The organism is Variovorax sp. W1I1 (genome assembly GCF_030815625.1).
Lineage (GTDB): Bacteria > Pseudomonadota > Gammaproteobacteria > Burkholderiales > Burkholderiaceae_C > Variovorax > Variovorax paradoxus_C.
Genome location: NZ_JAUSWZ010000001.1, coordinates 4,406,213 through 4,429,702, shown reverse-complemented (window position 1 = coordinate 4,429,702; position 23,490 = coordinate 4,406,213). Strand labels below are relative to the sequence as shown.

22 protein-coding genes and 1 pseudogene are annotated in these 23,490 nt (G+C 65.7%); 8 read left to right on the top strand and 15 right to left on the bottom strand.

Annotated elements, in window-relative coordinates; all coding sequences use genetic code 11:
• Positions 1-5: 5 nt before the first annotated feature.
• The 7 genes from era to QFZ83_RS20820 are packed head-to-tail and all read left to right on the top strand — an operon-like array spanning position 6 to position 6,307.
• Complete coding sequence (gene era, locus QFZ83_RS20850; RefSeq protein ID WP_307509670.1) at positions 6-980, top strand: GTPase Era; 975 nt, start codon at positions 6-8, stop codon at positions 978-980.
• Between the two features lies 1 nt (position 981).
• Positions 982-1,755 carry a DNA repair protein RecO gene (gene recO / locus QFZ83_RS20845; protein ID WP_307509667.1) on the top strand — a complete coding sequence of 258 codons (774 nt, stop codon included), beginning with the start codon at positions 982-984 and terminating at the stop codon, positions 1,753-1,755.
• Positions 1,752-2,540 carry a pyridoxine 5'-phosphate synthase gene (locus QFZ83_RS20840; RefSeq protein ID WP_307509664.1) on the top strand — a complete coding sequence of 263 codons (789 nt, stop codon included), beginning with the start codon at positions 1,752-1,754 and terminating at the stop codon, positions 2,538-2,540. The genes recO and QFZ83_RS20840 overlap by 4 nt, the downstream gene beginning before the upstream one ends.
• On the top strand, positions 2,537-2,947 hold the full coding sequence (gene acpS / locus QFZ83_RS20835) for a holo-ACP synthase (protein ID WP_306879776.1): 411 nt from the start codon (positions 2,537-2,539) through the stop codon (positions 2,945-2,947). The genes QFZ83_RS20840 and acpS overlap by 4 nt, the downstream gene beginning before the upstream one ends.
• Positions 2,944-4,038: a beta-N-acetylhexosaminidase gene (gene nagZ / locus QFZ83_RS20830; protein ID WP_307509661.1), complete on the top strand. Its 1,095-nt coding sequence runs from the start codon at positions 2,944-2,946 to the stop codon at positions 4,036-4,038. Before acpS ends, nagZ begins: the two co-directional genes overlap by 4 nt.
• Positions 4,039-4,065: 27 nt before the next feature.
• Positions 4,066-5,415 carry a galactosyl transferase GMA12/MNN10 family protein gene (locus QFZ83_RS20825; protein WP_307509659.1) on the top strand — a complete coding sequence of 450 codons (1,350 nt, stop codon included), beginning with the start codon at positions 4,066-4,068 and terminating at the stop codon, positions 5,413-5,415.
• Between the two features lie 22 nt (positions 5,416-5,437).
• Positions 5,438-6,307: a hypothetical protein gene (locus tag QFZ83_RS20820; protein ID WP_307509657.1), complete on the top strand. Its 870-nt coding sequence runs from the start codon at positions 5,438-5,440 to the stop codon at positions 6,305-6,307.
• A 5-nt stretch (positions 6,308-6,312) separates the two neighbouring features.
• On the opposite strand, the gene QFZ83_RS20815 is transcribed toward QFZ83_RS20820, so the two are convergent.
• The 6 genes from QFZ83_RS20815 to QFZ83_RS20790 all read right to left on the bottom strand — a co-directional run bounded on the left by QFZ83_RS20815 (position 6,313) and on the right by QFZ83_RS20790 (position 12,137).
• On the bottom strand, positions 6,313-6,999 hold the full coding sequence (locus tag QFZ83_RS20815; protein WP_307509654.1) for a class I SAM-dependent methyltransferase: 687 nt from the start codon (positions 6,997-6,999) through the stop codon (positions 6,313-6,315).
• Between the two features lie 17 nt (positions 7,000-7,016).
• Positions 7,017-7,556: a M48 family metallopeptidase gene (locus tag QFZ83_RS20810; RefSeq protein ID WP_307509651.1), complete on the bottom strand. Its 540-nt coding sequence runs from the start codon at positions 7,554-7,556 to the stop codon at positions 7,017-7,019.
• Position 7,557: 1 nt separating this feature from the next.
• Entirely contained in the window at positions 7,558-8,835 is a 1,278-nt protein-coding gene (locus QFZ83_RS20805) for an Hsp70 family protein (protein ID WP_373425392.1), read from the bottom strand.
• Entirely contained in the window at positions 8,832-10,394 is a 1,563-nt protein-coding gene (gene lysS, locus QFZ83_RS20800) for a lysine--tRNA ligase (RefSeq protein ID WP_306879762.1), read from the bottom strand. Before lysS ends, QFZ83_RS20805 begins: the two co-directional genes overlap by 4 nt.
• Before the next feature lie 123 nt (positions 10,395-10,517).
• Positions 10,518-11,144 carry an LON peptidase substrate-binding domain-containing protein gene (locus tag QFZ83_RS20795; RefSeq protein WP_307509648.1) on the bottom strand — a complete coding sequence of 209 codons (627 nt, stop codon included), beginning with the start codon at positions 11,142-11,144 and terminating at the stop codon, positions 10,518-10,520.
• Between the two features lie 27 nt (positions 11,145-11,171).
• A complete protein-coding gene (locus tag QFZ83_RS20790) occupies positions 11,172-12,137 on the bottom strand; it encodes a glycosyltransferase (protein ID WP_307509646.1) in 966 nt (321 codons plus the stop codon).
• A gap of 88 nt (positions 12,138-12,225) precedes the next feature.
• Here QFZ83_RS20790 and QFZ83_RS20785 point away from each other — a divergent pair.
• Positions 12,226-12,787: pseudogene (locus QFZ83_RS20785) on the top strand (YggT family protein).
• Between the two features lie 90 nt (positions 12,788-12,877).
• Here the strand turns inward: QFZ83_RS20785 and accD are convergent.
• From accD to leuD, 9 genes are all read right to left on the bottom strand, one after another.
• Positions 12,878-13,750, bottom strand: a complete 873-nt coding sequence (gene accD, locus QFZ83_RS20780; protein WP_013540010.1) for an acetyl-CoA carboxylase, carboxyltransferase subunit beta — start codon at positions 13,748-13,750, stop codon at positions 12,878-12,880.
• Positions 13,751-13,814: 64 nt separating this feature from the next.
• The gene (trpA, locus tag QFZ83_RS20775) at positions 13,815-14,660 is read right to left on the bottom strand and encodes a tryptophan synthase subunit alpha (RefSeq protein WP_307509644.1); all 846 of its coding nucleotides are present in this window, start codon (positions 14,658-14,660) and stop codon (positions 13,815-13,817) included.
• Entirely contained in the window at positions 14,660-15,946 is a 1,287-nt protein-coding gene (trpB, locus tag QFZ83_RS20770) for a tryptophan synthase subunit beta (RefSeq protein ID WP_307509643.1), read from the bottom strand. Before trpB ends, trpA begins: the two co-directional genes overlap by 1 nt.
• 48 nt (positions 15,947-15,994) lie before the next feature.
• Positions 15,995-16,696, bottom strand: a complete 702-nt coding sequence (locus QFZ83_RS20765) for a phosphoribosylanthranilate isomerase (protein ID WP_307509641.1) — start codon at positions 16,694-16,696, stop codon at positions 15,995-15,997.
• Positions 16,693-17,514 carry a tRNA pseudouridine(38-40) synthase TruA gene (gene truA / locus QFZ83_RS20760; protein WP_307509639.1) on the bottom strand — a complete coding sequence of 274 codons (822 nt, stop codon included), beginning with the start codon at positions 17,512-17,514 and terminating at the stop codon, positions 16,693-16,695. Before truA ends, QFZ83_RS20765 begins: the two co-directional genes overlap by 4 nt.
• Positions 17,515-17,541: 27 nt before the next feature.
• Entirely contained in the window at positions 17,542-20,190 is a 2,649-nt protein-coding gene (locus QFZ83_RS20755) for a FimV/HubP family polar landmark protein (RefSeq protein WP_373424165.1), read from the bottom strand.
• Positions 20,191-20,467: 277 nt separating this feature from the next.
• Positions 20,468-21,610: an aspartate-semialdehyde dehydrogenase gene (gene asd / locus QFZ83_RS20750; protein WP_306879744.1), complete on the bottom strand. Its 1,143-nt coding sequence runs from the start codon at positions 21,608-21,610 to the stop codon at positions 20,468-20,470.
• A 90-nt stretch (positions 21,611-21,700) separates the two neighbouring features.
• Complete coding sequence (leuB, locus tag QFZ83_RS20745; protein ID WP_307509634.1) at positions 21,701-22,789, bottom strand: 3-isopropylmalate dehydrogenase; 1,089 nt, start codon at positions 22,787-22,789, stop codon at positions 21,701-21,703.
• Between the two features lie 46 nt (positions 22,790-22,835).
• Positions 22,836-23,486, bottom strand: a complete 651-nt coding sequence (leuD, locus tag QFZ83_RS20740) for a 3-isopropylmalate dehydratase small subunit (RefSeq protein ID WP_306879740.1) — start codon at positions 23,484-23,486, stop codon at positions 22,836-22,838.
• Between the last annotated feature and the right edge of the window lie 4 nt (positions 23,487-23,490).

Sequence of the window (23,490 nt, the reverse complement as noted above, 5' to 3'; positions counted from 1 at the left end):
TCACAATGAACGACGTTACCAATCCAGAAGCCGGACCCCAAGATGCAGCAGGCGACGGCGAAGGCGCCGCCGCAGGCGGCCCCCAACACTGTGGCCTCATCGCCATCGTCGGCAAGCCCAATGTGGGCAAGTCGACGCTTCTCAATGCGCTGGTCGGCCAGAAAATCAGCATCACCTCGCGCAAGGCGCAGACCACGCGCCACCGCATCACCGGCATGCGCACGCTGGGGGCGACGCAGTTCGTGTTCGTCGATACGCCGGGCTTCCAGACCCTGCACGCCAACGCGCTGAACAAGTCGCTCAACAAGACTGTGCAGGGCGCGGTGGGCGACGTGGACCTGATCCTGTTCGTGGTCGAGGCGGGCAGCTTCACGCCCGCCGACGAGCGGGTGCTCAAGCTCCTGGGCAAGGGCATTCCGACCGTGTTGCTCGCCAACAAGCTGGACAACGTGCACCGCCGCGGCGACATCGCCCCCTGGCTGCAGACCATGCAGGCGAAGCACGCCTTCGCCGAGTTCGTGCCGATGTCGGCCAAGAACGCCAAGGACGTCGAGCGCCTCTTCGGTATCTGCGAAAAGTACCTGCCCGAGCAGCCCTGGTTCTACGCCGAGGACGAGCTCACCGACCGCAGCGAGAAATTCCTGGCCGGCGAACTGGTGCGCGAAAAGCTCTTCCGCCTCACCGGCGACGAGCTGCCCTACACCTCGACCGTCATCATCGACAAGTTCGAGGAAGAGCCGCCCCAGAAGAAGGGCCAGAAGCGCCTCTTGCGCATCGCCGCCACCATCGTGGTCGAGCGCGACGGCCACAAGGCCATGGTGATCGGCGACAAGGGCGAGCGCATCAAGCGCATCGGCATGGAAACGCGCGTCGAACTGGAGAAGCTGGCCGACGCCAAGGTGTTCCTCGAACTGTGGGTGAAGGTGCGTTCCGGCTGGGCCGACGACGAGGCGCGCGTACGCTCCTTCGGCTACGAATGAAGTGGCCGCTGCCCACCGCGTTTCGCACGAACCGGCATACGTGCTCCATCGCTACGACTGGAGCGAGTCGAGCCTGATCCTGGAGGTCTTCACCCGGCACCACGGGCGCATCGCGCTGGTGGCCAAGGGGGCGAAGCGGCCCAGTTCCAATTTCAGGCCGGTGCTGCTGCCGCTGCAGCCGCTGCAACTCAACTATGGCGGCGATGCCGAGATCCGCACGCTCAAGGGCGCGGAGTGGATGGGCGGCCATGTCATGCCGACAGGCGAGGCACTGCTCTCGGGCTACTACATCAATGAACTGCTGCTGCGCCTGCTGGCGCGGGACGACGCGCACGAGGCGCTCTTCGACGCCTATGCCGGCGTGGTGCAGGTGCTGGCGGGCGACCATGCCGGGGCCCAGGCGGCAACCCAGGCCGCCGCGCTGCGGGCATTCGAGCTGATCCTGCTGCGCGAAGTCGGTCTGTTGCCCTCGCTCGACGTGCAGACGCTGACGCTGGAGCCGCTCGACACCGGCGTGCGCTACAGCCTCGTGCCCGAGGCGGGACTTCGTACGGCGATGGAGGGCGAGGCCGGCCTGGTCGGCGCTGACTGGCAGGCCCTTCAGTCGGTGCTCGACGACCGCGCGCCCTTTACCGCCACCCTGCGAGAAATCGCCACCATGAACGCCGGCAGCAACAGCGCCCTCAGAAACCAGCTGCGCGCCTTGCTCAACTACCATTGCGGCGTGTCCACGCTGCGCACGCGGCAAATGATGAGAGATCTGCAAGCACTATGAGCACTTCAGGCAACGCCGGCACCACGACCACCTCCCTCTCGGTCAACCTCAACAAGGTGGCCTTGGTGCGCAACACGCGCCACCTGGGCATTCCGAGCGTGCTGACCGCAGCCAATGCATGCCTTGCCGCCGGCGCCCAGGGCATCACCGTGCACCCCCGGCCCGACGCGCGCCACATCCGCGCGCATGACGTGAGCGACCTGTCCGCGCTGCTCGCGAAAGACTGGCCGGGCATCGAGTTCAACATCGAAGGCAATCCCTTCCACAACCTGATGGACTTCGTGCGCGAACTGCGTCCGCACCAGGCGACCTTCGTGCCCGACAGCGAATCCCAGTCGACCAGCGACCATGGCTGGAGCTTCCCCGACGACGCCGAGCGCCTGCGCCCGCTGATCGCCGAAGCCAAGGCGCTGGGTGTGCGCGTCAGCCTGTTCATGGACCCGATTCCCGAGATGATGGCCGCGGTCAAGGCGGTGGGCGCGGACCGCGTCGAGCTCTACACCGAGGGCTACGCCGCATCGCGCGGCACGACCGACGAAGAGGCCGTGCTCGCGCGCTACGTGGATTCGGCACGCGCAGCGCGGGCCGCCGGCTTGGGCGTCAACGCCGGCCACGACCTGAGCCGCGACAACCTGACCGCGTTCCTCCGCGCCGTGCGCGGCGTTCACGAGGTCTCAATCGGCCACGCCTTCGTCGCCGACGCGCTCGAACTCGGCTACACCGCGACCACGCGCGAATACCTGCGCTGCATCACAGAGGCGCAACAACAGGCTCGGCCTGCATGATCTACGGCATCGGCACCGACATCTGCGACCTGCGCCGCATCGCCGCGACCTTCGAGCGCCAGGGCGAACGGTTCGCGCGCAAGGTGCTGAGCGATGGCGAATTCGCGGTCTGGCAAGCCCGCAGTGCGCGCTGGCCCAAGCGGGGGCTCAGCTATCTCGCCACCCGCTTTTCTGCCAAGGAGGCCTTCAGCAAGGCCATCGGCCTCGGCATGCGCATGCCAATGACCTGGCGCCTGTGCGAGATCGCCAACCTGCGCAGCGGCAAGCCGGTCATCGTGCTGCACGGCGAGCTCAAGGATTGGTTCGAGGCCAAGGGCCTCACCGCCCACGTCACGGTGACCGACGAAACCGAATACGCCGCGAGCTTCGTCGTGGTGGAGCACAAAGACATCAAGAACGAAACATGACCGCGACGACGACCAGTAGCATCCACGCGCCGCTCATCATCGATGTGGCGGGCACCGAACTCAACGACGCCGACCGCCGGCGCCTCGCCAACCCGCTGGTCGGCGGCGTGATCCATTTCACCCGCAACTGGCAGGACCGCGCGCAGATGACCGCGCTCAATGCCGAGATCAAGGCGATTCGCCCCGACCTGCTGATCTGCGTCGACCACGAAGGCGGGCGCGTGCAGCGCTTTCGCACGGACGGGTTCACGCACCTGCCTTCGATGCGTTCGCTGGGCGAGCTGTGGATGCGCGACGCGATGCGTGCCACGCAGGCCGCGACAGCGGCGGGCCAAGTGCTTGCCGGCGAATTGCGGGCCTGCGGCATCGACTTCAGCTTTGCACCGGTGCTCGACCTGGATTACGGCGGCAGCAGCGTGATCGGCAACCGCAGCTTCCACCGCGACCCGCGCGTGGTGTCGCTGCTGGCCAAGAGCGTGATGCACGGCATGCTGCAGATGGGCATGCGCAATTGCGGGAAGCACTTTCCGGGGCACGGGTTCGTGAATGCCGACTCGCATGTCGAGATTCCGGTCGACAGGCGCAGCCTCAAGGCAATCCTGGCCGATGACGCCAAGCCCTACGACTGGCTCGCCGGCACGCTCGCCGCAGTGATGCCGGGGCACGTCATCTATCCCAAGGTTGATGCGCGGCCGGCAGGCTTTTCGTCGAAGTGGCTGCAGGACGTGCTGCGTACCCGGCTCGCCTTCGATGGCGCGATCTTCAGCGACGACCTGAGCATGGAGGCGGGACGGTACATCGATGGCGAGCTGTTGAGCTTCACCGATGCGGCGTTGGCGGCGCTGGATGCGGGATGCGACCTGGCCATGGTCTGCAACCAGAGCGTCGGCGACGACGGCGCGCTGCTGGACGAACTGCTCGAGGGCTTTGGCGCCGCTGCGGCTACAGGGCGATGGAAGGGGCAGGCTGCGAGCGAAACGCGCCGGCAGGCGCTGCTGCCCCAGGCGCCAGCCTCGAAATGGTCCGCGTTGACGGCATCGGCCGCTTATCGTGGCGCCAGGCGGCAGCTTTCACACGTCGGCAACCACTAACGCGCTCCATCCCCGAGAAGATCGACCATGCCCTTGTGCCTCAGCTTCTTCCAGCGCAAGGACGATGCGGTATTGCGCAATCACGCGCACTACTGCCGCTCGTTCGGTTACGACCACCAGTGGACGGACGCCGACCACATTCTCCACCCCGCCTTGCGCGACGGCGCCCGGTACAGCGAAATCCTTCGCCGCCTGCGCAAGCTGGTCGACGGCGACTGGTTGCTTTACCTCGATGGCGATTCGGTGGTCTTCCACCCCGTTGCCATCGAGACCCTGATGGAGGGCCGCGACCTGCTGGTGCTCGAAGGCCCCGCCGTCGGCGAGCATTCGGGCCTGGCGATGACCAACATGATGGTGCTGCGCAATATGCCCGCCAATAGGGCCCTGCTGCATCAACTGATCGAGGACTGCGGCCGGGTGATCGCGCTCGTGACCGACCGGCTCGACGAGGCGGCGCGCCTTCGCCCCGCGGGCATGCTGGCGTGCAACGCGACGATAGGCGACATCTACGTGAACGTCTCCTGGCGCATCAGCCAGTGGTTCCACGCCCGTATCTTCGTGGTGAACCTGGGGCCTTTGCCGATCGCCGCGCCGGGCAGCGGGTTGCGCGAAGACATGCTGCACGACTTCAACCTGCAGCGCCTGCTGGTCGACCAGGTCAATGACGCGCTGATGCACGGGCGCCCCGTCATGCAGTCGGCGGCCTATCCTGAACTCTCCAGCGATGCGCTCACGACCCACAACCCGGGCGGGCACATCGCGTTCCTAACCCTCTACACACATCACATCAACAGCTACGCGCGCATTTCCGAGCACAACGTGAAGCGCTATTGCGAGAGGCACGGGTACACCTATCACGTGTACAGGGCCGTGCCGGAGGAGATCGGCCCGAGCATCAATGGCTCGTGGGTGCGGACATGGCTGCTGCAACAGCACCTCGCGCAGCACGACTGGATCATCTGGATCGATGCGGACACCCTGTTCCTCAACCAGACCCGTCGCATCGACGACCTGCTGCAAGGTCGCGACCTGCTGCTGGGCAAGGACGTCGGGGCCTGGTCGTTCAATTCGGGCGTGATGGGCTTCAGGAACACGGCTCGCAACGCGGAGCTGCTGGCAAGCATCTGGGCGCGGATCGGCGGTGTGGACGACAAATCGACCGTCTACGCGAGCCAGGGCGACCAGTACTACACCAACGAGGTGCTGACGGCCGAGGGGCTGGTCGGTCCGGAGAACATTCTGGACAACCTGAGCATCAATACGCCGCCGCACCTGGCGACCGAAGAAACGCTGCTCGTGCATTTCATCAATCTTGGCGAGCCTTACCGCTCGGCCTACATGGCTGCGTTGGACGCACGCGCGCAGCGGCTCCGATAGCGCCTTCAATCAAGGAAAAACGATGACGATGGGTGTGCTGGTGTACATCGACGACAAGGAAGAAATCGTCGACGAGTTCTCATGGCTCTACAAGAGCATGATTTTCTCGGGCCTGTTCGCTCGGGCAAAGATCATTGCGGTGTGCCATCCGAACGTCGTTCACCGGCTGCCGGCGGACGAAAGAATCGTGGTCATTCCGAGCCAGCCCTACGTGGACACCCATGCCGAATGGGCCGGGTACGGCTACATCAACTCGGTGGCGAACCTGTGCGACGCGGCGGTTGTCCAGGAGTGCCGCAAGTACGACGTCATCCTGAAGACCGATTGCGACACTTTCGTCACACCGGCACTGGTGGAATTCACGCCCACCGGCCTGTGCTTCGGCTTCGGTGGCTACGCGTATGAAGAACAGGTGCGAAGAAAGCTGTCCGAGTGCAGCCTGCGCTGGGGCTTTCCGCACGCGGGCATGCACAACGTCGGCGCATCGGTCCTGGGGCCCTCTGAATTCGTCTGCAACTTCCTGGATGCCCAGATGGACTTCTGCAACAAGCTGCTGGAGGAGGAGTTCCGTGATTTCCAGGGGGCTTGGCCCGGCTGGTGTAAGAACGTGCTGACGATGTACGCGGGCGAACTGGCGGTCCGCCGCACATATCCCCAGCAGTGTTCACTGGGGCTCCTGGACCATCTGCCGTATGCGAGCCGTGCGCTCGGAAGCGATGTTCTGCACATCCATGCGTGGCATACAGACCAGTATTGGTCCAAGCATCAATTCCGTGCCGGCAAGTACGCCGACATGGCCCCCGGCGATATCGACATGCGCACGCTGGGCGGTTACTGCCACGGCCTCGTTGTGGCCGATGTGGAAGAGCTCAAGGCCAAGGCCGCAGTCTGAAGGCTTCAGCGTCCCAAGCGCGCCAGAGTCTCACCGATATCGTCGAGCAGCCACAGGCCAAGGCAACGGTCGTTCTGGGGCATCTGGTACTGGCCTTGCGCCGAGGGATAGATGATCGCTTCGGTCACGTTGCCCTCGATGATCAGGCGCCTGGGAGGCGGCAGGTTGTACGGCGGCAATTCGAGATTGATCGGCGTCCACTCGCCGGTTGCGATGTTGCCGTTGCGCGGAAGGGTGCGGTAGGTGAAGGTAGTGGTCAACAGCCACTTCGAGCGGCTTGCCACGAGCGCATGCAGTGCCCGGAACACATCCGCATGGGAAAAGTGGAACAGGCAGTCGCGGCAGAGCACCAAGTCGACCTTGGGCAGGTTGTCGGTCAACAGGTCCAGCTTGCTGAACCGGCGGCCGGCGCGCGCAAAGCGCTCGGTGTTGCGTTGCACCAGCGTGTCGACGATGTCCGCACCGAGGTAGTCGATGCCGGCGAGATCGACGTGCTGCATCCAATTGAAGTCTCCGCAGGGTGCGTCCAGCAGCGATTGCACCTGCAGGTCGCGCAGCAGTACGGGCAGTTCCCGAATCACCTGCGCGGTGTTGCTCAATTCGGAGCCCGCTCCCGAGGCGCTTTCCGCGGAGCCCCAGGTGTTAGCGGTAAAGATGTTGGAGAAGATGGTCTCGATCGGTTGGGAGGACATGAAGGCCTTGTCTGTTGCTACGGGGAGTCGCGCGGCGGCGCGTTCGACGCGACGCTGGCCCACAGGGGCTCGCCGCGTGCGTCCAGATGGGTCAGGTACAACCGGAGGTCGAACTCCAATCGATGGTAGCTTGGCTCCATGTACGTGCACAACGCATAGAAGGCCTTGTCGTGCTCACGCTCCTTCATGTGTGCCAATTCATGCACGACGATCATGCGCAGCAGGACGAGAGGCACCTCCTTGAACAGGCTGGCCACCCGGATCTCCCGCTTGGCCTTGAGCTTGCCACCCTGGACGCGCGAGACCGTGGTGTGTGTGCCCAGCGCATTGCGGATCACGTGCAGCTTGTTGTCGAACATCACCTTGGCCAGCGGCTCGGCCTTGCGCATGAACTCGTTCTTGAGCCCAGCCACGTAGTCGTAGAGCGCCCGGTCCGACTGGATGTCGTGCGTGCCGCCGGGATAGCGCTGGCCCAGCAGCGCCGAGAGCTTGTCTTGCGCGATCAGCTGGCTGACCTGCTCCTGCAGGGACGCCGGATAACCCGCAAGGTATTTCATTTCATGCCCGGCGCCGTTGCGGTGTCGCGCAGGCCAGCCCGGCGGCTACACCGCCGAACAGGTCGCCCTCGACCAGGTTCACGCCGGCGAAGCTCCTGCGCAGCGCATGCTGGAACGGGCGCAGCGCCGACGAGCCGCCCGTGAGGTAGATCGCATCGAGGTCGCCGCTGCGCAGGCCCGCGCGCTTGACGCAGGCGTGCGCGCTAGCGATCACGTTCTCGAGTTGGGCGGAAAGCTGCTGCGCCATGTCGGCGGGTGAGAGCGTGGCCGTCAACCCCGCTTCTGCGCACGAGAGGTCGATCGAGGTCTGCGCATCGGTCACGGAGGCGTCGATCTTGGCCTGCTCGACCTCGCTGGCAATGCGATGGCCGTGGCGCTCTTCCAGCACCGTCATCAGCCGGTCGTGCAGCTGCGTGTCGGCATAGTTGGTGCGCAGCTCCTTCGCCTGGCGAACCGCCTTGGCGGCATAGAGCCAGTTGATCAAGTGCCACGACGACAACTCGAAGAACACCTTGCTCGGCACCTCGCGGCCCTGCGGCCCGTGGTGGCGAAAGCCGAACGCCGGCATCACGCGTTCGAGGTTCAGGCGCTGATCGAAGTCGGTGCCGCCGATGTGCACGCCGCTGGTGGCCAGCACGTCGTCGCTGCGGTCGGTGCGCGTTGCACGGTTGGGACCCACGCGCACGACCGTGAAGTCCGAGGTGCCGCCGCCAATGTCGACGATCAGCACCACCGATTCCTTCGTGATGCGCTGCTCGTAGTCGAAGGCGGCCGCGATCGGTTCGAGCTGGAAGGCCACGTCGCGAAAACCCGCCGCGCGAGCCGCGTGGCGCAGGCTCTCTTCGGCCCGTTCGTCTCGCTTGGCGTCGTCGTCCACGAAGTGAACCGGCCGCCCGATCACGACCTGCTCGGGAATCCCGCCGAGCTCGCGCCCGGCACGCACCGCCATCTCGCGCAGGAAGCGGGCGATGATGTCCTCGAAGCTCACGAGCCCGTCGTAGACGGCCGTCTTCTCCTGCATCAGGGCGCTGCCGAGCAGGCTCTTGAGCGATCGCATCAGGCGCCCCTCGACGCCCGAGAGGTACAGGGCGATGGCCTCGCGGCCGAAATGGGTGGTGCGGTCTTCGGCGTTGAAGAAGATCGCGGTCGGCAGTGTGGTGGCGCTGCCTTCGATAGGCAGCAGGCGGGCTACGCCATCGACCCGGCAGGCCACGGCGGAATTGGAGGTGCCGAAGTCGATGCCGATCGTCGGCAGCGACGACGGTGAGGGCACGCTCAAGACTCCCTGCGCAGCGCCGGGAACAGGATCACGTCGCGGATGCTCGGCGAATCGGTCAGCAGCATCATCAACCGGTCGATGCCGATGCCGCAGCCGCCGGTGGGCGGCATGCCGTATTCGAGCGCGCGCACGAAGTCGTGGTCGTAATACATGGCTTCATCGTCGCCGCTGTCCTTGGCGGCCACCTGCGCGTTGAAGCGCGCGGCCTGGTCTTCGGCGTCGTTCAGCTCGCTGAAGCCGTTGCCGAATTCGCGGCCCGTGATGTAGAGCTCGAAACGCTCGGTGACCTCGGGGCGCTCGTCGTTGGCGCGTGCCAGCGGAGAGATCTCGGTCGGGTGTTCCATGATGAAGGTCGGCTGCCAGAGCTTCTCCTCGACGGTCTCTTCGAAATACATCACCTGCAGGCTCGCGAGGCTGCGCTGCGAGAGCTTGTCCTTTTCTTCGCTCAGGCCCAGCTTGCGCAGGCCGTTGATGAGCCAGGCGGTGTCGTCCACGCCATCGCCAGCGTCGGTGTGCTTCAGGATCGCTTCGCGGATCGTCAGGCGCTCGAAGGGCTGGCTCAGGTCGACGGGCTTGCCGCCGTACGTCAGCTGCTGCGAGCCCACGGCCTTGTCGGCGATGGTGCGGATCAGCGTCTCGGTGAAGTCCATCAGGTCGCGGTAGTTCCAGTAGGCCGCGTAGAACTCCATCATCGTGAACTCGGGGTTGTGCCGCACCGAGATGCCCTCGTTGCGGTAGCTCCGGTTGATCTCGAACACGCGCTCGAAACCGCCGACGATCAGGCGCTTCAAGTACAGCTCGGGCGCGATGCGCAGGAACATCTCCTGGTCGAGCGCGTTGTGATGCGTCTTGAAGGGCTTTGCGTTCGCGCCGCCCGGAATCGGGTGCAGCATGGGCGTTTCGACTTCGAGGAAGTCGTTGGCGACCATGAATTCGCGCAGGGCGCTCACGGCCTTGCTGCGCGCGGTGAAGCGAACGCGGGCCGCTTCGTCGGTGATCAGGTCGACATAGCGCTGGCGGTACTTCTGCTCCTGGTCGGCCATGCCGTAGAAATCGCCGGGCAGCGGGCGCAGGCTCTTGGTGAGAAGGCGAAGCTTGGTCACCTTGACCGACAGTTCGCCGGTCTTGGTCTTCATCAGCGTGCCTTCAGCCCCGAGGATGTCGCCGAGGTCCCAGCGCTTGAACTCTGCATAGGCTTCTTCGCCGACGGCGTCGCGTGTCACGTAGAGCTGGATGCGGCCGGTGGCGTCCTGCAGGGTCGCGAAGCTGGCCTTGCCCATCACGCGCTTGAGCATCATGCGGCCCGCCACGCTGACGGAAATGGCTTGTGCCTCGAGCGCTTCGGCTTCGACCGCATCGTGCGCCGCGACGAGCGCCGCGGCGCGATGGCCCGGCTTGAAGTCGTTGGGAAACGCGACGCCCTTGCCCTCGACCTGCGCGGTGCGCAGCAGCTTGAGCTTTTCGCGGCGTTCGGCGATGAGCTTGTTGTCGTCGACGGCGGGGGCTGCGACAGGGGCTGCAGCGAGCGTAGGAATGGGAGGGGTCAGGTGATCGGACATGGGGAGCGGGTGAGGCGCAACGGGAGCGTGCGCGAGCCCGGGATTTTAGCCGATCAGATTCGAATGAAACTGGCTCAAAGCGCCCGCCAATCCTGCGCGATGCGCTACGGAAAATATAGCGAACTATTCAGCGATGCCCGTGCGTGCGAGCAGATCACTCACCAGCTCGAGCCGCATCAGCGGGCTGTCGAGCTCCATCAGCCGCTGCCGCAGCTCGAGCTGCATCGGCACCAGCTCGCACCAGCGGTTCGCGACCCAGCCGCAGTCGTCGAACCGGTAGGGCTCGCCGATGGGCAGCCGCACCGTCTTGGCGCCCTGGGCCCGGCGGCGTTCTTCGAGCGTGTCGACCAAGCGCCGCAGTGCACTGGCCGTGTGCTTGAGGTCGTCCGGGATTTCGAGCGCGACGTCTTCGATCACCGCCTCCACCTCGGCGACCCACAGGCCGTGCTTCTGCAACTCGGTGCTGCGAACGCGAAAGCGCTGGGTGCCAATGCATTCGATTTGCAGCAAACCGCTTTGCGGCGATTCGAATTCGCGGATGACGGCGAGCGTGCCGACGGCCGCGAAGCTCTCCGCATCGGCGCCGGCCTTGCGGACCTCGCTGCCGCTCGTGAGGCTGACCACGCCGAATGGCGCGTCGGCCTTGCGGCATTTGCCGACCATGTCGAGATAACGCACCTCGAAGATGCGCAGTGGGAGCAGGCCGCCGGGAAACAAGACTGTTCCAAGCGGGAAAAGAGGAATGGGCACGTTGAGGGTTGGGCCGTGATGCCGAAGTCAATGAGATTGAAAGATCAAATCGAGAACTGTCGCGTGTTCTGAGCCCAGTATCCCGCGCGCCTCAAAACCCTGTCGCGCGCGGTTTAACAGGTTGATGATCGACGTCCGGCAGCCATCCGCGCTTTGACCCCAGCGAGTGTCGATCTCGGACAGAGCGACGCGGGCCGCGCGGTGCAGGTTCACCAGATGGGCCAGCGTCTGGGGCATATCCTCTGCACGTCGGTACAGGGCCAACAGCTGCTCGCAATCGTGTCCCCGCAATTGCGGAAACAGCAGCGGCAGGAAGCGTCGATAAATCCGGTCCTTCGAGGCATAGAGCCGATCCAGACGCAACGTGCGCGACGTCATGTTCGGGTGAATGCGGTAGCGTGTCAGTGGCTCGGGCAGGTTGGCGAAGCGCGCACCGTGCAGCATGCAGTCCATCCAGAAACCCAGGTCGTCGACGACGTAGAGGTTCGGGTCGAACTGAAGTGCGTGCGCGCGGTAGAAGTCCAGACGCCCGAGCGTGCTTTGGTTCGCCAGATAGTTGGCACCTTCCACCATGCGCGCCTTGATCGTGGCATCGTCGAGCGGTAGGCCGGTGACGCCTGCCTCGTCGTGAAAGTGCTCCAGCTGGCTGCCTACGACGGTGATGTCGGGGTTCTTCTCCAGAAAGCCTACTTGCAGGGCGAACCGCTCGGGCAATGCGCAGTCGTCGTGGTCCACACGCGCCAGATACTTGCCCTTCGCCATTGCCATGGCGATGTTCATGTTGGTGGGCAGACCGACGTTGCAGCCGTTGCGATGCCGGCTGATGCGCGGATCGTCGAAGTTGGCCAGGCGCTCCCAGGTGCCGTCCGAGCTTGCGTCGTCCATGATGAGCAGTTCGAAATCGGAGAAGGTCTGGGCCAGCAGCGACTGGAGCGTTTCGACGACGAACTCGCCGCTGTTGAAGGTAGGAAGGACAACGCTCAGCAAAGGCATGGTGTTCTGTGGGGCAGGTGGGTGGCCGCGAGGCGCTTGTGGGCCAGAATCGGAGCAGTCGTGCAACTGCACCTTTCTCCCAATCGACATGTTGTACCAGATACCTTCTTTCCTCCTCGACGTGATCGTCGGCCTGCTCGGCGGCGCCTGCCTCTTGCGCCTGTACATGCAGTACCACCGGGTGCCGTTCGGCAACCCGCTCGGCCGCTTCATCTTCGCGATCACCGACTGGATCGTGCTGCCGCTGCGGCGCATCGTGCCTTCGGTCAAGCGCTGGGACCTGGCGAGCCTGATCGCCGCCTGGCTGCTGGTGCTGCTGAAGTTCCTGCTGCTGTGGCTCCTGATCGGCAATCTCGGCCGCATCGCCACCTTGCCGCTGGTGTCGCTCGTGGGATTGCTGCAGCTCGCGATCTCGGGGCTGACCGCGCTCCTGGTGGTCTATGCCGTGCTGTCGTGGGTGCCGGGCGCGTCGCCTATGCTGCTCGACCTGATTTCCCGTTTGGCGGACCCGCTGGTGCGGCCATTCCGCCGCTTCATCCCGCTGATCGGCGGCGTGGACCTGTCGGCCCCTTGCCGCCATCGTGGTGCTGCAGGTAATTGCGATCGTGTTGAGCAATCTGCTGGTGTTTGCCTATCAACTGACTTTCTGAGCCGCAGCCAGCAAAAAACAAACAAAAAGGGCCCGGGTGCATTGCACCCAGGCCCTTTTGCTTTGGCTTGTCGCGTTTCGTGCGCGTCGTTCAGCTCACCGCGTCGGCTGGCTGGCGCAGCAGCATCGCGAGCGTGCTGGCAATCGTCTTGCGCAGTTCGCGCCGGTCGCTGATGAAGTCGATCGCGCCCTTGGTCTGCAGGAACTCGGCGCGCTGGAAGCCTTCGGGCAGCGTCACGCGCACGGTCGATTCGATCACGCGCGGGCCGGCAAAGCCGATCAGCGCCTTGGGTTCGGCGATGACCACATCGCCCACGAAGGCGAAGCCGGCGCTCACGCCGCCCATGGTCGGGTCGGTCAGCACGCTGATGTAGGGCAGGCCCTTTTTCGCCAGGCGCGTGAGCGCGGCATTGGTCTTGGCCATCTGCATCAGCGAGAGCAGGCCTTCCTGCATGCGCGCGCCGCCGGTGGCGGTGAAGCAGATGAACGGTACCTTCTGCTCGATGGCGGTCTCGACGCCGCGCACGAAGCGCTCGCCGACCACGCTGCCCATGCTGCCGCCCATGAATTCGAATTCGAAGCAGGCGACGACCACGTTGATGCTGTGGACCGAACCGCCGATGACGACCAGCGCGTCGGTCTCGCCGGTGTTTTCCAGGGCTTCCTTCAGGCGCTCGGGGTACTTGCGGCTGTCCTTGAACTTGAGGGCGTCGACCGGGAGCACTTCCTGGCCGACTTCGTAGCGGCCTTCGGCGTCGAGGAACGCGTCGAGCCGCGCGCGGGCGCCGATGCGGTGATGGTGGCTGCAACTCGGGCAGACGTTCTGGTTGTGTTCCAGGTCGGTTTTGTAGAGCACCGTCTCGCAGGCCGGGCATTTGATCCACAGGCCCTCGGGCACCTGGCGGCGCTCGGCAGGGTCGGTTTGTGCGATCTTGGCGGGTAGCAGTTTTTCAAGCCAGCTCATAGGACTCCGGAATTAGCTCCCCTCTCCTTGGAAGGAGAGGGGCTGGGGGTGAGGGCAACCGAGATTATCGGCCAGCCGCATTTTTGGGGGTAGCCGCCGGCAGGGCGTCCAGCGCCTCGCGGATGCCGGCGAGGAATTCGCGCACCGCGGGCACCACGTTCTCGCGCGGTTGCCCGTCGATCAGCTGGATGATCTTGGTGCCGATCACGACGGCGTCCGCCGCCGAACCGACCGCCTGCGCGGTGCGGGCGTCGCGGATGCCGAAGCCCACGCCGACCGGGATGCTCACATGCCGGCGGATGCGCGGGATCATCTGGCCGACCGCCTCGGTATCGAGGTGGCCAGCGCCTGTCACGCCCTTGAGCGACACGTAGTAGACGTAGCCGCTCGCGATGCGCGCGACCTGCGCCATGCGCTCGTCGGTGCTCGTGGGCGCCAGCAGGAAGATCAGGTCGATGTTCGCCGCCTTCAGGTCGGCGGCGAAGGCCTCGCATTCCTCGGGCGGGTAGTCGACGACCAGCAGGCCATCGACGCCGGCCGCCGACGCATCGCGGATGAAGGCTTGTTTGCCGTGCACGAGGTCGTAGCGCTCGACCGGGTTCGCGTAGCCCATCAGCACGACCGGCGTGGTCGCGTCCTTCTGGCGGAAAGCCGCCACGATGGCGAGCACCTGCTTCATGCCGATGCCCAGCGCCAGCGCGGCCTCGCCGGCCTTCTGGATCACGGGGCCGTCGGCCATGGGGTCGGAGAAGGGCACGCCCAGCTCGATCACGTCGGCGCCTGCCTCGACCATGCCGTGCATCAGCTCGGGCGTGATGTCGGCGAAGGGGAAGCCGGCGGTGACGTACGGAATCAGCGCCTTGCGGCCCTGCGCCTCAAGCGTCTTGAAGGTGGCGGCAATGCGGCTCATCACTTGCCTCCCTTCACGCTCAGACCGCGCATCGAAGGCCGGTCGTAGAAATCGACGCCCGACAGGTCGGCGACGGTGCCGATGTCCTTGTCGCCGCGGCCCGAGAGGTTCACCAGGATCGACTGGTCGGGGCGCATGGTTTTCGCAAGCTTCAGCGCATAGGCCACGGCATGGCTGGATTCGAGCGCGGGAATGATGCCCTCCGTTCGACACAGGTAGTGGAAGGCTTCGAGCGCCTCGACGTCGGTGACGCCGACGTACTCGGCACGGCCGATGTCGGCCAGGTGCGCGTGCTCCGGGCCGACGCCGGGATAGTCGAGGCCGGCGCTGATGCTGTGGGTCTCGGTGATCTGGCCGTCCTCGTTCTGCAGCAGGTAGGTGCGGTTGCCGTGCAGCACGCCGGGGCTGCCGCGCAGGATCGAGGCGGCGTGCTTGCCGCTGTCCAGGCCTTCGCCCGCCGCTTCCACGCCGATGAGCCGGGTGCCGGCGAACGGAATGTAGGGGTGGAAGATGCCGATCGCATTGCTGCCGCCGCCCACGCAGGCGACCACCACGTCGGGCTGCTTGCCCTCGGCCTCGCCGGTGATGCCGTCGGCCGCGAGCATGGCGGGCATCTGGTCGATGCACTCGGTGCCGATCACGCTCTGGAAGTCGCGCACCATCGTCGGATAGGGGTGCGGGCCGGCCACGGTGCCGATGATGTAGAAGGTGTTTTCCACGTTCGTGACCCAGTCGCGCATCGCCTCGTTGAGCGCGTCCTTCAGCGTCTTGCTGCCCGATTCGACCGGCACCACGGTCGCGCCCAGCAGGTTCATGCGGTAGACGTTGGGGCTCTGGCGCTTCACGTCCTGGCTGCCCATGTAGACCACGCATTCGAGGCCGTAGCGCGCGCAGATCGTGGCAGTGGCCACGCCGTGCTGGCCGGCCCCGGTCTCGGCGATCACGCGAGGCTTGCCCATGCGCCGCGCGAGCATCGCCTGGCCGATCACGTTGTTGATCTTGTGCGCGCCAGTGTGGTTGAGGTCTTCACGCTTGAGGTAGATCTGCGCGCCGCCCATTTCGCGGCTGGTGCGCGCGGCGTGGTAGATCGGCGAGGGCCGGCCGACGAAGTGCTTCAGCTCGTAATGGAATTCGGCGAGGAACGCCGGATCGTCCTTGAACTTGGCGTACGCCTCGCGCAGCTCGTTGATCGCGTGGGTGAGCGTTTCGCTCGCGAAGGTGCCGCCGTAGTTGCCGAAGTGGCCGGTGGCGTCGGGTTGCTGATAGTCCTGGAAATTGCTTTGCATGGTTCTCGATCGTTGGGCCGCAGCCCGAATGACGATCGGGTGCGGCGGCTAACTGGAGAGGGACGAGGCGTCTGCCGCTCTGACGGCTGCGACGAATTGCCGGATCTTTCCGGCGTCCTTCAGGCCCTTGTTCCCGGGACCGTCGATTTCGACGCCCGAGCTCACATCAACGGACAGCGTCTTGCAGCGCGTCCGCAGGATGCGAATGCCATCGCTCACGTTTGCAGGTGTGAGCCCACCACTCAAGACGAGGTGAGCGTCGACGGCGGGTGGAAGAAGTGACCAATCGAAAGCCTTGCCGCCACCGCCATAACCTTCGACATGCGCGTCGAGCAGGATGGCCTGGGCGTGGGAGTAATCGGACGCGTATTTTACGAGGTCGAAGCCGGCACCGGCAGCCCCCAGCGGAATGCGGGCGGCGCGCATGTAGCGAAAGAGGCCGGGGCCGGTGGCTTCGTCGCACTGTTCGGGAGTCTCTTCGCCATGGAACTGTGCGATGGCGCCCTTCACATGGGCAAGCGACGCTATGACTTTGGGAGCGTCCTCGTTCACGAACAGCAGCACTGGCGTGATGAAGGGGGGGAGGCGAGCGGCAAGTTCGGCGGCACGTTCAGCCGTGATGGCGCGAGGGCTTTTGGCGTAGAGCACGAAACCGACGGCATCGGCACCCGCTTCGACCGCGGCATCCACGTCGGCCTCGCGCGTGAGGCCACAGATCTTTATGCGGGTGCGGGGGAGCGATGACGTCATGGCGGGCCATCATAAAGAGCGCCGCCAGCCTGCAGCGTGGCCTCGGCCGGCAGACCCCACTTGGCGTCGTACAACGGGCCGAGAAAGTACAGGCCATCCGCGGAGAAGGTCGGCGCCGCCACCTTGCGGCTGCGCGCCTCGAGCACCTCGGCGATCCATTCGGGCCGCTCATCGCCGCGGCCGATGCGTACGAGGCAGCCCATCAGGTTGCGGATCATGTGGTGCAGGAAGGCGTCGGCCTCGAACTCGAAGTGCCAGCGGCAGCGCTCGCCTTCACCGACCCGCGTGATCTCGATGCGGCGCAGATTCTTCACCGGCGATTTGGCCTGGCAGGCCGAGGCGCGGAACGAACTGAAGTCATGCGTGCCGATGAGCACGGCGGCGGCTTTGCGCATCGCATCGCCGTCGAGCGGATGCATCGACCAGCCGACCCGGCCCGAATCCAGGCTCGGCCGCACCGGCGATTGCGACAGCACGTAGAGGTAGCGGCGCGCGAGGGCACTGGCGCGGCAATGGAACTCGTCGGGCACCGGCTGGGCCCACTGCACCGCGATGTCGTCGGGCAGGAAGCGGTTGGTGCCGCGCATCCAGGAGAAGGGCTCGCGTTCGACCTCGGTGTCGAAGTGCACCACCTGCATCAGCGCATGCACGCCGGCATCGGTGCGGCCGGCGCACAGCGTGCCGATACGCCCTGATGGGTCGGCGGCGAACTTCGCGAGGGCCGCTTCGAGCTTGTCCTGCACCGTGCGGCCCGAGCGCTGACTTTGCCAGCCCTCGTACGCCTGGCCGTTGTAGCGGATGCCGAGCGCCAGCCTCACGAATTCAGGAACGGAAACAGCAATGGCTCAGCGCAGTTCCGCGAGCAGTTGCTTGGCTTGCGACTTGAGGTCGCCAGCGCTTTCGGCTTCGACTTCCTCGACCAGCGAACGCGCGCCTTCGACGTCGCCGATGGCTTGCAGTTCGCGCGCCAGCGAGAGCTTGACGGCGTGGGGGCTGTCTTCGCCTTCGTCGTCGAAGGAGCTGGCGGCGCGCGCCGGTTCGGACGCGCCGTTGGAGCGGGCCGGCAGGCCTGCCAGGGCGCTCATGTCGAACTCGATGAAGCCCGAGTCGGCAGGCAACGCATTGCCCAGCGTGGCCGGGCGCGTGTTGTCCGCATCGTTCAGGTTCAAGGGGCGCGTATTGGGCGCGAGGGCGCCGGGGGCCGTGTCGAAATCGTTCTCGAGGTCGACGGGCGGCGTCACATGGCCATTGGACAGCGGTGCTGCGGGGCGTGCCGTCGTCGGAGCGGGTGCATAGGCCGACTTCGGCAGGCTCGCGCCGACCGGTGCGTGGCTTGGTGCCGGTGCCAGCGGCATCGGTTGGCTCAGGTCCAGGTCGAAGTCCAGCGGTGCCACGGAAGGCACGAAGGCCGGCGGCGGGGCCGAGGCGATCGGCGGCGGTGCGACGGGCGTCGGCACTGCGGCGACCGGCGGCTTGGCGGCGGACGCCAGGGCGCCTGCGAAGGCGGCCGTTTCGGCCTGGCTTGCACTGCGGGGCGCGCCCGATTCGTACAGCGGGTTGCCCGGATCGAGGTCCTTGCCCATGTCGACCACGCGGTTCCAGTCGGAACCCGAGCCGCCGGTCAGCTTGTGCACTTCGGTGGCCAGGCCTTCGTAGGCGCGCACGTCGCGGCGCTTGGCGTGGATCTCGAGCAGCTTGAGGTGGATGGCGGTGCGGTCCGGGTTCAGGCGCAGTGCTTCGCGCAGGATTTCCTCGGCTTGCAGGTCGCGGCCGTAGGCCAGGTAGACGTCCGCTTCGGCGACGGGGTCGACGTCGCCCGCATCGAGCTGGCTCGGCGAGTAAGACAGCGACGACACGCTTGAGTCGCCGCGGTGCTTGGTGTCGACCGATTCGCCGCCGCTGGCACCGAAGAACGAGTCTTTCGGAATGCGGCTCTCGAGGAACACGCTTTCGCTCATTTCCTCCCGGCGGCGGCCCAGCACGCGGTACAGCAGGAAGCCGACCAGGAGCGCAATCAGCGCGGCGCCGCCGAGCATCAGCGGGTTGTCGAGCAGTTCTTCGAAGAAGCTGCGTTCCGGCGGCGGAGGCGGAGCGGCCTTGACCACCGGCTTCGGAGCGGCAGCCGGTGCAGGCGTCGCGACCGCGGCGCTGGCGGCTGCCGCGGGCACTGCGGCGGCAGCGGGGGGCGTGACGGCCGGGTCCGCTGCTGGCGCAGGCGTGGGTGCGGCCGTTGCCTCAGGCGTCGGTGCGGCGGCTGCCGCTGCGGGAGCTGGTGCTGCCACAGGTGCGGGCGTGGGGACAACGACTGCGGGCGCCGGGTTGGCGGCGACTGACGGCGGCGTCGTGGCGCTGGGGGATGGCGTCGGCACAGGAATGCCGGGCGCGGCAGGTGCTGGTGCGGCAGCGGGTGCCGAGGAGCCGGCGCCAGCCTTGAGCTTGTTCAGCTCGTTGATGTTCTTGGACAGCTCCGCCACGCGGTTGCTGCTTTCCTGCGCCTGGCGAGCCTGCGCGACCTTTTCGTCGGCTGCACGGGTGGAGGCGCTGCCTTGCGAAATCGTGAGCTTGTCGGGTGCGCTGGCCGCTGCATTGCGGTCTTCGACGTTCGCCTGCAGTTTGCCCGAGGCCTTGCGGCTGGCGGCGGCGACGTTCGACGTCGGTGCGTTCTCTGCAAGGCGCTGGCGGTAGTTGCCGAAGTCACGGCTTTGCGCAGTGACCGTGCGGCGTGCCTCGGCGGCGGGAACGGCGCTCGCTTCGGTGGCGCCCGGCAGTTCGAGCACGGCGCCTGCCTTGATGCGGTTGACGTTGCCGCCAATGAACGCATCGGGGTTGGCGAGCAGCAGGGCGACCAGCATCTGGTCGAGCGACACGTCGGCCGGCTTGTGGGCACCGGCAATCTTGCCGGCGGTATCGCCGCGCTGAACCGTGACTTGCTCGCCGCCCGCGCGGGGCGCCGTTGCTGCCGCCGCTGCAGGAGCGGTGGCCGGGGTTGAGGGTGCGGGCGCAGCTGCTGCGACGGGGGGCGCTGCGGATGCGACGGCCGCGGCACGTTCACGGCGTGCGCGGGCTGCCGCCACGGCAGGGCGCTCGACCGGGGTGCTGATCTGGGGCGCGATCGGCACGGCCGGAGCCGCTGCCTGTCGCGTGACTGGCGGATCGAGCAGCACGGTGTAGTCGCGCACGATGCGGCCCGAAGAGCCGTTGGCTTCGAGCAGCAGGTCGATGAAGGGGTCGCTGAGTGGACGGCTGCCGCTCAGGCGCACCACATACTGGCCGCCCGCGCGGCGCTGCAGCGTCGCCTTGACGTCGCTCAATGCCGAGTTGTAGGGGATGCCTGCGTTCTTGAAGGCTTCGGCTGTAGCGATGTTGATCTTCAGGCCGTCCGCTTCGGCGGCCGCGATCTCGGTCACATCGATCTCTGCGCGAAGGGGTTCACCCAGCGCCGATTGCACCTTCAACTGTCCCAGCGTGAACGCGCTGGCGTCGGTGCTGGCCATTCCCAGGGTCACGGCGGCGGCCGCACCCAATATGGAAAGGCGCCAACCGCTGAACGATGGGGGGGGGCGAACGGCCGATGGGCGGGCCGCGGGCAACAGATGTCTTGTCATGCTGATAGGGGCGGCTCAGGCCCAGAATTTGTAAGAGGACGTTAGCATCATCACCCCGGGCTGACAAGGCAATGCGCCTGTTCTACCCAGTGCGCGCATACTTACGAACACACTTATCGTTGCCAAACTGCAACAATCCGGGATTCGAAGGCCTGAGCGACCCGCATCAGGCTTCGAGCAGGATGCGCAACATGCGGCGCAGCGGTTCCGCGGCCCCCCACAGCAACTGGTCGCCGATGGTGAAGGCGCCGACGTATTCGGGGCCCATCGCCAGCTTGCGGATGCGGCCGACCGGAATGTTCATGGTGCCCGTCACGGCCACCGGCGTCAGGTCCTTGAGGGTCGCTTCACGGGTGTTCGGCACCACGCTGGCCCAGGGGTTGTCCGCGGCGATCATCGCTTCGATGTCGGCCACGGGCACGTCCTTCTTGAGCTTGAAGGTCAGCGCCTGGCTATGGCAGCGCATGGCGCCGATGCGCACGCAGAAACCGTCGACCGGCACGGCGGCGGTGCCGAAGCCCGCGCCCTGGCCGAGGATCTTGTTGGTTTCGGCGCCGGCCTTCCATTCTTCCTTCGACATGCCGTCGCCCAGGTCCTTGTCGATCCAGGGGATCAGCGAGCCGCCGAGCGGGGCGCCGAAGTTGGCCGTTTCGGCCGCGCTCAGGTTCTGCTGCTTGTGCAGCACCTTGCGATCGATCTCGAGGATGGCCGACTTGGGGTCGTCCAGCAGCGCGCGCACTTCGGTGTTGAGGGTGCCGAACTGGGTCAGCAGCTCGCGCATGTGCTGCGCGCCGCCGCCCGAGGCTGCCTGGTAGGTCATGCTGGTCATCCACTCGACCAGGCCGGCCTTGTAGAGGGCGCCAACGCCCATGAGCATGCAGCTCACGGTGCAGTTGCCGCCGATCCAGTTCTTGCCGCCGTTGGTGAGCGCGTTCTGGATCACGGGCAGGTTGACCGGGTCCAGCACGATGACCGCGTCGTCCTGCATGCGCAGGGTCGAGGCGGCGTCGATCCAGTGGCCGGTCCAGCCGGCGGCGCGCAGCTTGGGGAAGACTTCGCTGGTGTAGTCGCCGCCCTGGCAGGTGATGACGATGTCGCACTTCTTCAGGGCGTCGATGTCGTTCGCATCCTTCAGCGCGGTTTCGTTCTTGGCCATCGCCGGGGCCTTGCCGCCGGCGTTGGAAGTCGAGAAGAAGACCGGCTCGATGAGACCGAAGTCGCCTTCGGCCTGCATGCGGTCCATCAGGACCGAGCCGACCATGCCGCGCCAGCCTACGAGGCCGACCAGAGGTTGAGATGCGTTCGCCATTTCAGTTTGCCCTTATGAAAAAGAAAGAAGTTGTCTTTTCTTGCCCCCGACTCGTCGAGCCGGGGAGGGGCGTGACGAAGCGGGCTGCGGTTAGCCGGTAATCGTCTTTTTGGTGATTGCTGCAACGACCGCGTCGCCCATTTCGCGGGTGCCGACGCGCTTCGTACCTTCTGACCAGATGTCACCCGTGCGCAGGCCGGAAGCGAGCACGTCCTTGACCGCCGACTCGATACGGTCGGCAGCTTCAGGTTCGTTGAGTGAAAAGCGGAGCATCATGGCAGCGGACAGGATTGTAGCCAAAGGATTGGCAACCCCTTTGCCGGCAATGTCAGGCGCGCTGCCGTGGCTCGGCTCGTACAGGCCCTGGTTGCTCGAATTGAGCGACGCCGAAGGCAGCATGCCGATCGAGCCGGTGAGCATCGCGGCCTCGTCCGAGAGGATGTCGCCGAACATGTTGCCGGTGACCACCACGTCGAATTTCTTGGGCGCCTTCACGAGCTGCATGGCTGCGTTGTCGACCAGCATGTGGTCGAGTTCCACGTCCGGATATTCCTTCGCGATGTCGAGCATCACGTCTTTCCATAGCTGCGAGGTTTCCAGCACGTTGTTCTTGTCGACGCTGGTCACGCGCTTGCTGCGCTTGCGGGCCGCGTCGAAGGCCACGCGCCCGATGCGCTCGATTTCGGGACGCGAGTAGCGCATCGTGTCGAAGGCTTCCTCGGCGCCTGGAAAGTGCCCATCCGTCGCGATGCGGCGGCCGCGCGGCTGGCCGAAGTAGATGTCGCCGGTCAGTTCGCGAATGATGAGGATGTCCAGCCCCGCGATCAGTTCGGGCTTCAGGCTCGAAGCGTCGACCAGTTCTTCGTAGCAGATCGCCGGCCGGAAGTTCGCGAAGAGCCCCAGGTTCTTGCGCAGCCCCAGGATGGCCTGCTCGGGACGCAGCGGCCGGTCGAGCTTGTCGTACTTCCAGTCGCCGACCGCGCCGAACAGCACCGCGTCGGATTCCTTGGCGAGCTTGAGCGTCGATTCAGGCAGCGGGTGGCCGTGCGCCTCGTAGGCTGCGCCACCGACCAGCGCCGACTCCATCTCGAACTTCAGGTCGAGCACGTCGAGCACCCTGACGGCTTCCGCCACGATTTCGGTGCCGATGCCGTCACCCGGGAGAACTGCGATTTTCATAAGTTGGTCTGAGGTTTTTTGAATGCGGAAATGGTGAGGCGAACGATCACGAGATCATCGTGTGCGCGAGCCAGGGCTTTTGCGCCAGGCGCTCGGTCTCGAAGGCCTTGATCTTGTCCTTGTGGCGCAGCGTGAGGCCGATGTCGTCCAGCCCGTTGATCAGGCAGTACTTGCGGAAGGCCTGCACGTCGAACGCGAGCTCGCCGCCGTCCGGCTTCACGACCACCTGGCGCTCCAGGTCGATGGTCAGCGAATAGCCCGGGAACGCAAAGGCCTCATCGAACAGCTGCGCCACTTGCGCCTCGCTCAGCACGATCGGCAGCAGGCCGTTCTTGAAGCTGTTGTTGAAGAAGATGTCCGCGTAGCTCGGCGCGATGATCGCGCGAAAGCCGTACTGATCGAGCGCCCACGGCGCGTGTTCGCGCGACGAGCCGCAGCCGAAGTTCTTGCGGGCGAGCAGCACGGAGGCGCCTGCATAGCGCGGCTGGTTCAGCACGAAGTCCGGGTTCGGCTTGCGGGTAGCCGGGTCCTGGCCCGGAAAGCCCGCATCCAGGTAGCGCCATTCGTCGAACAGGTTCACGCCGAAGCCGGTCTTCTTGATCGACTTGAGAAACTGCTTGGGAATGATCGCGTCGGTGTCGACGTTCTCGCGGTCCATGGGGGCCACGAGGCCCTTGTGCACGGTGAATTTCTGCATGTGA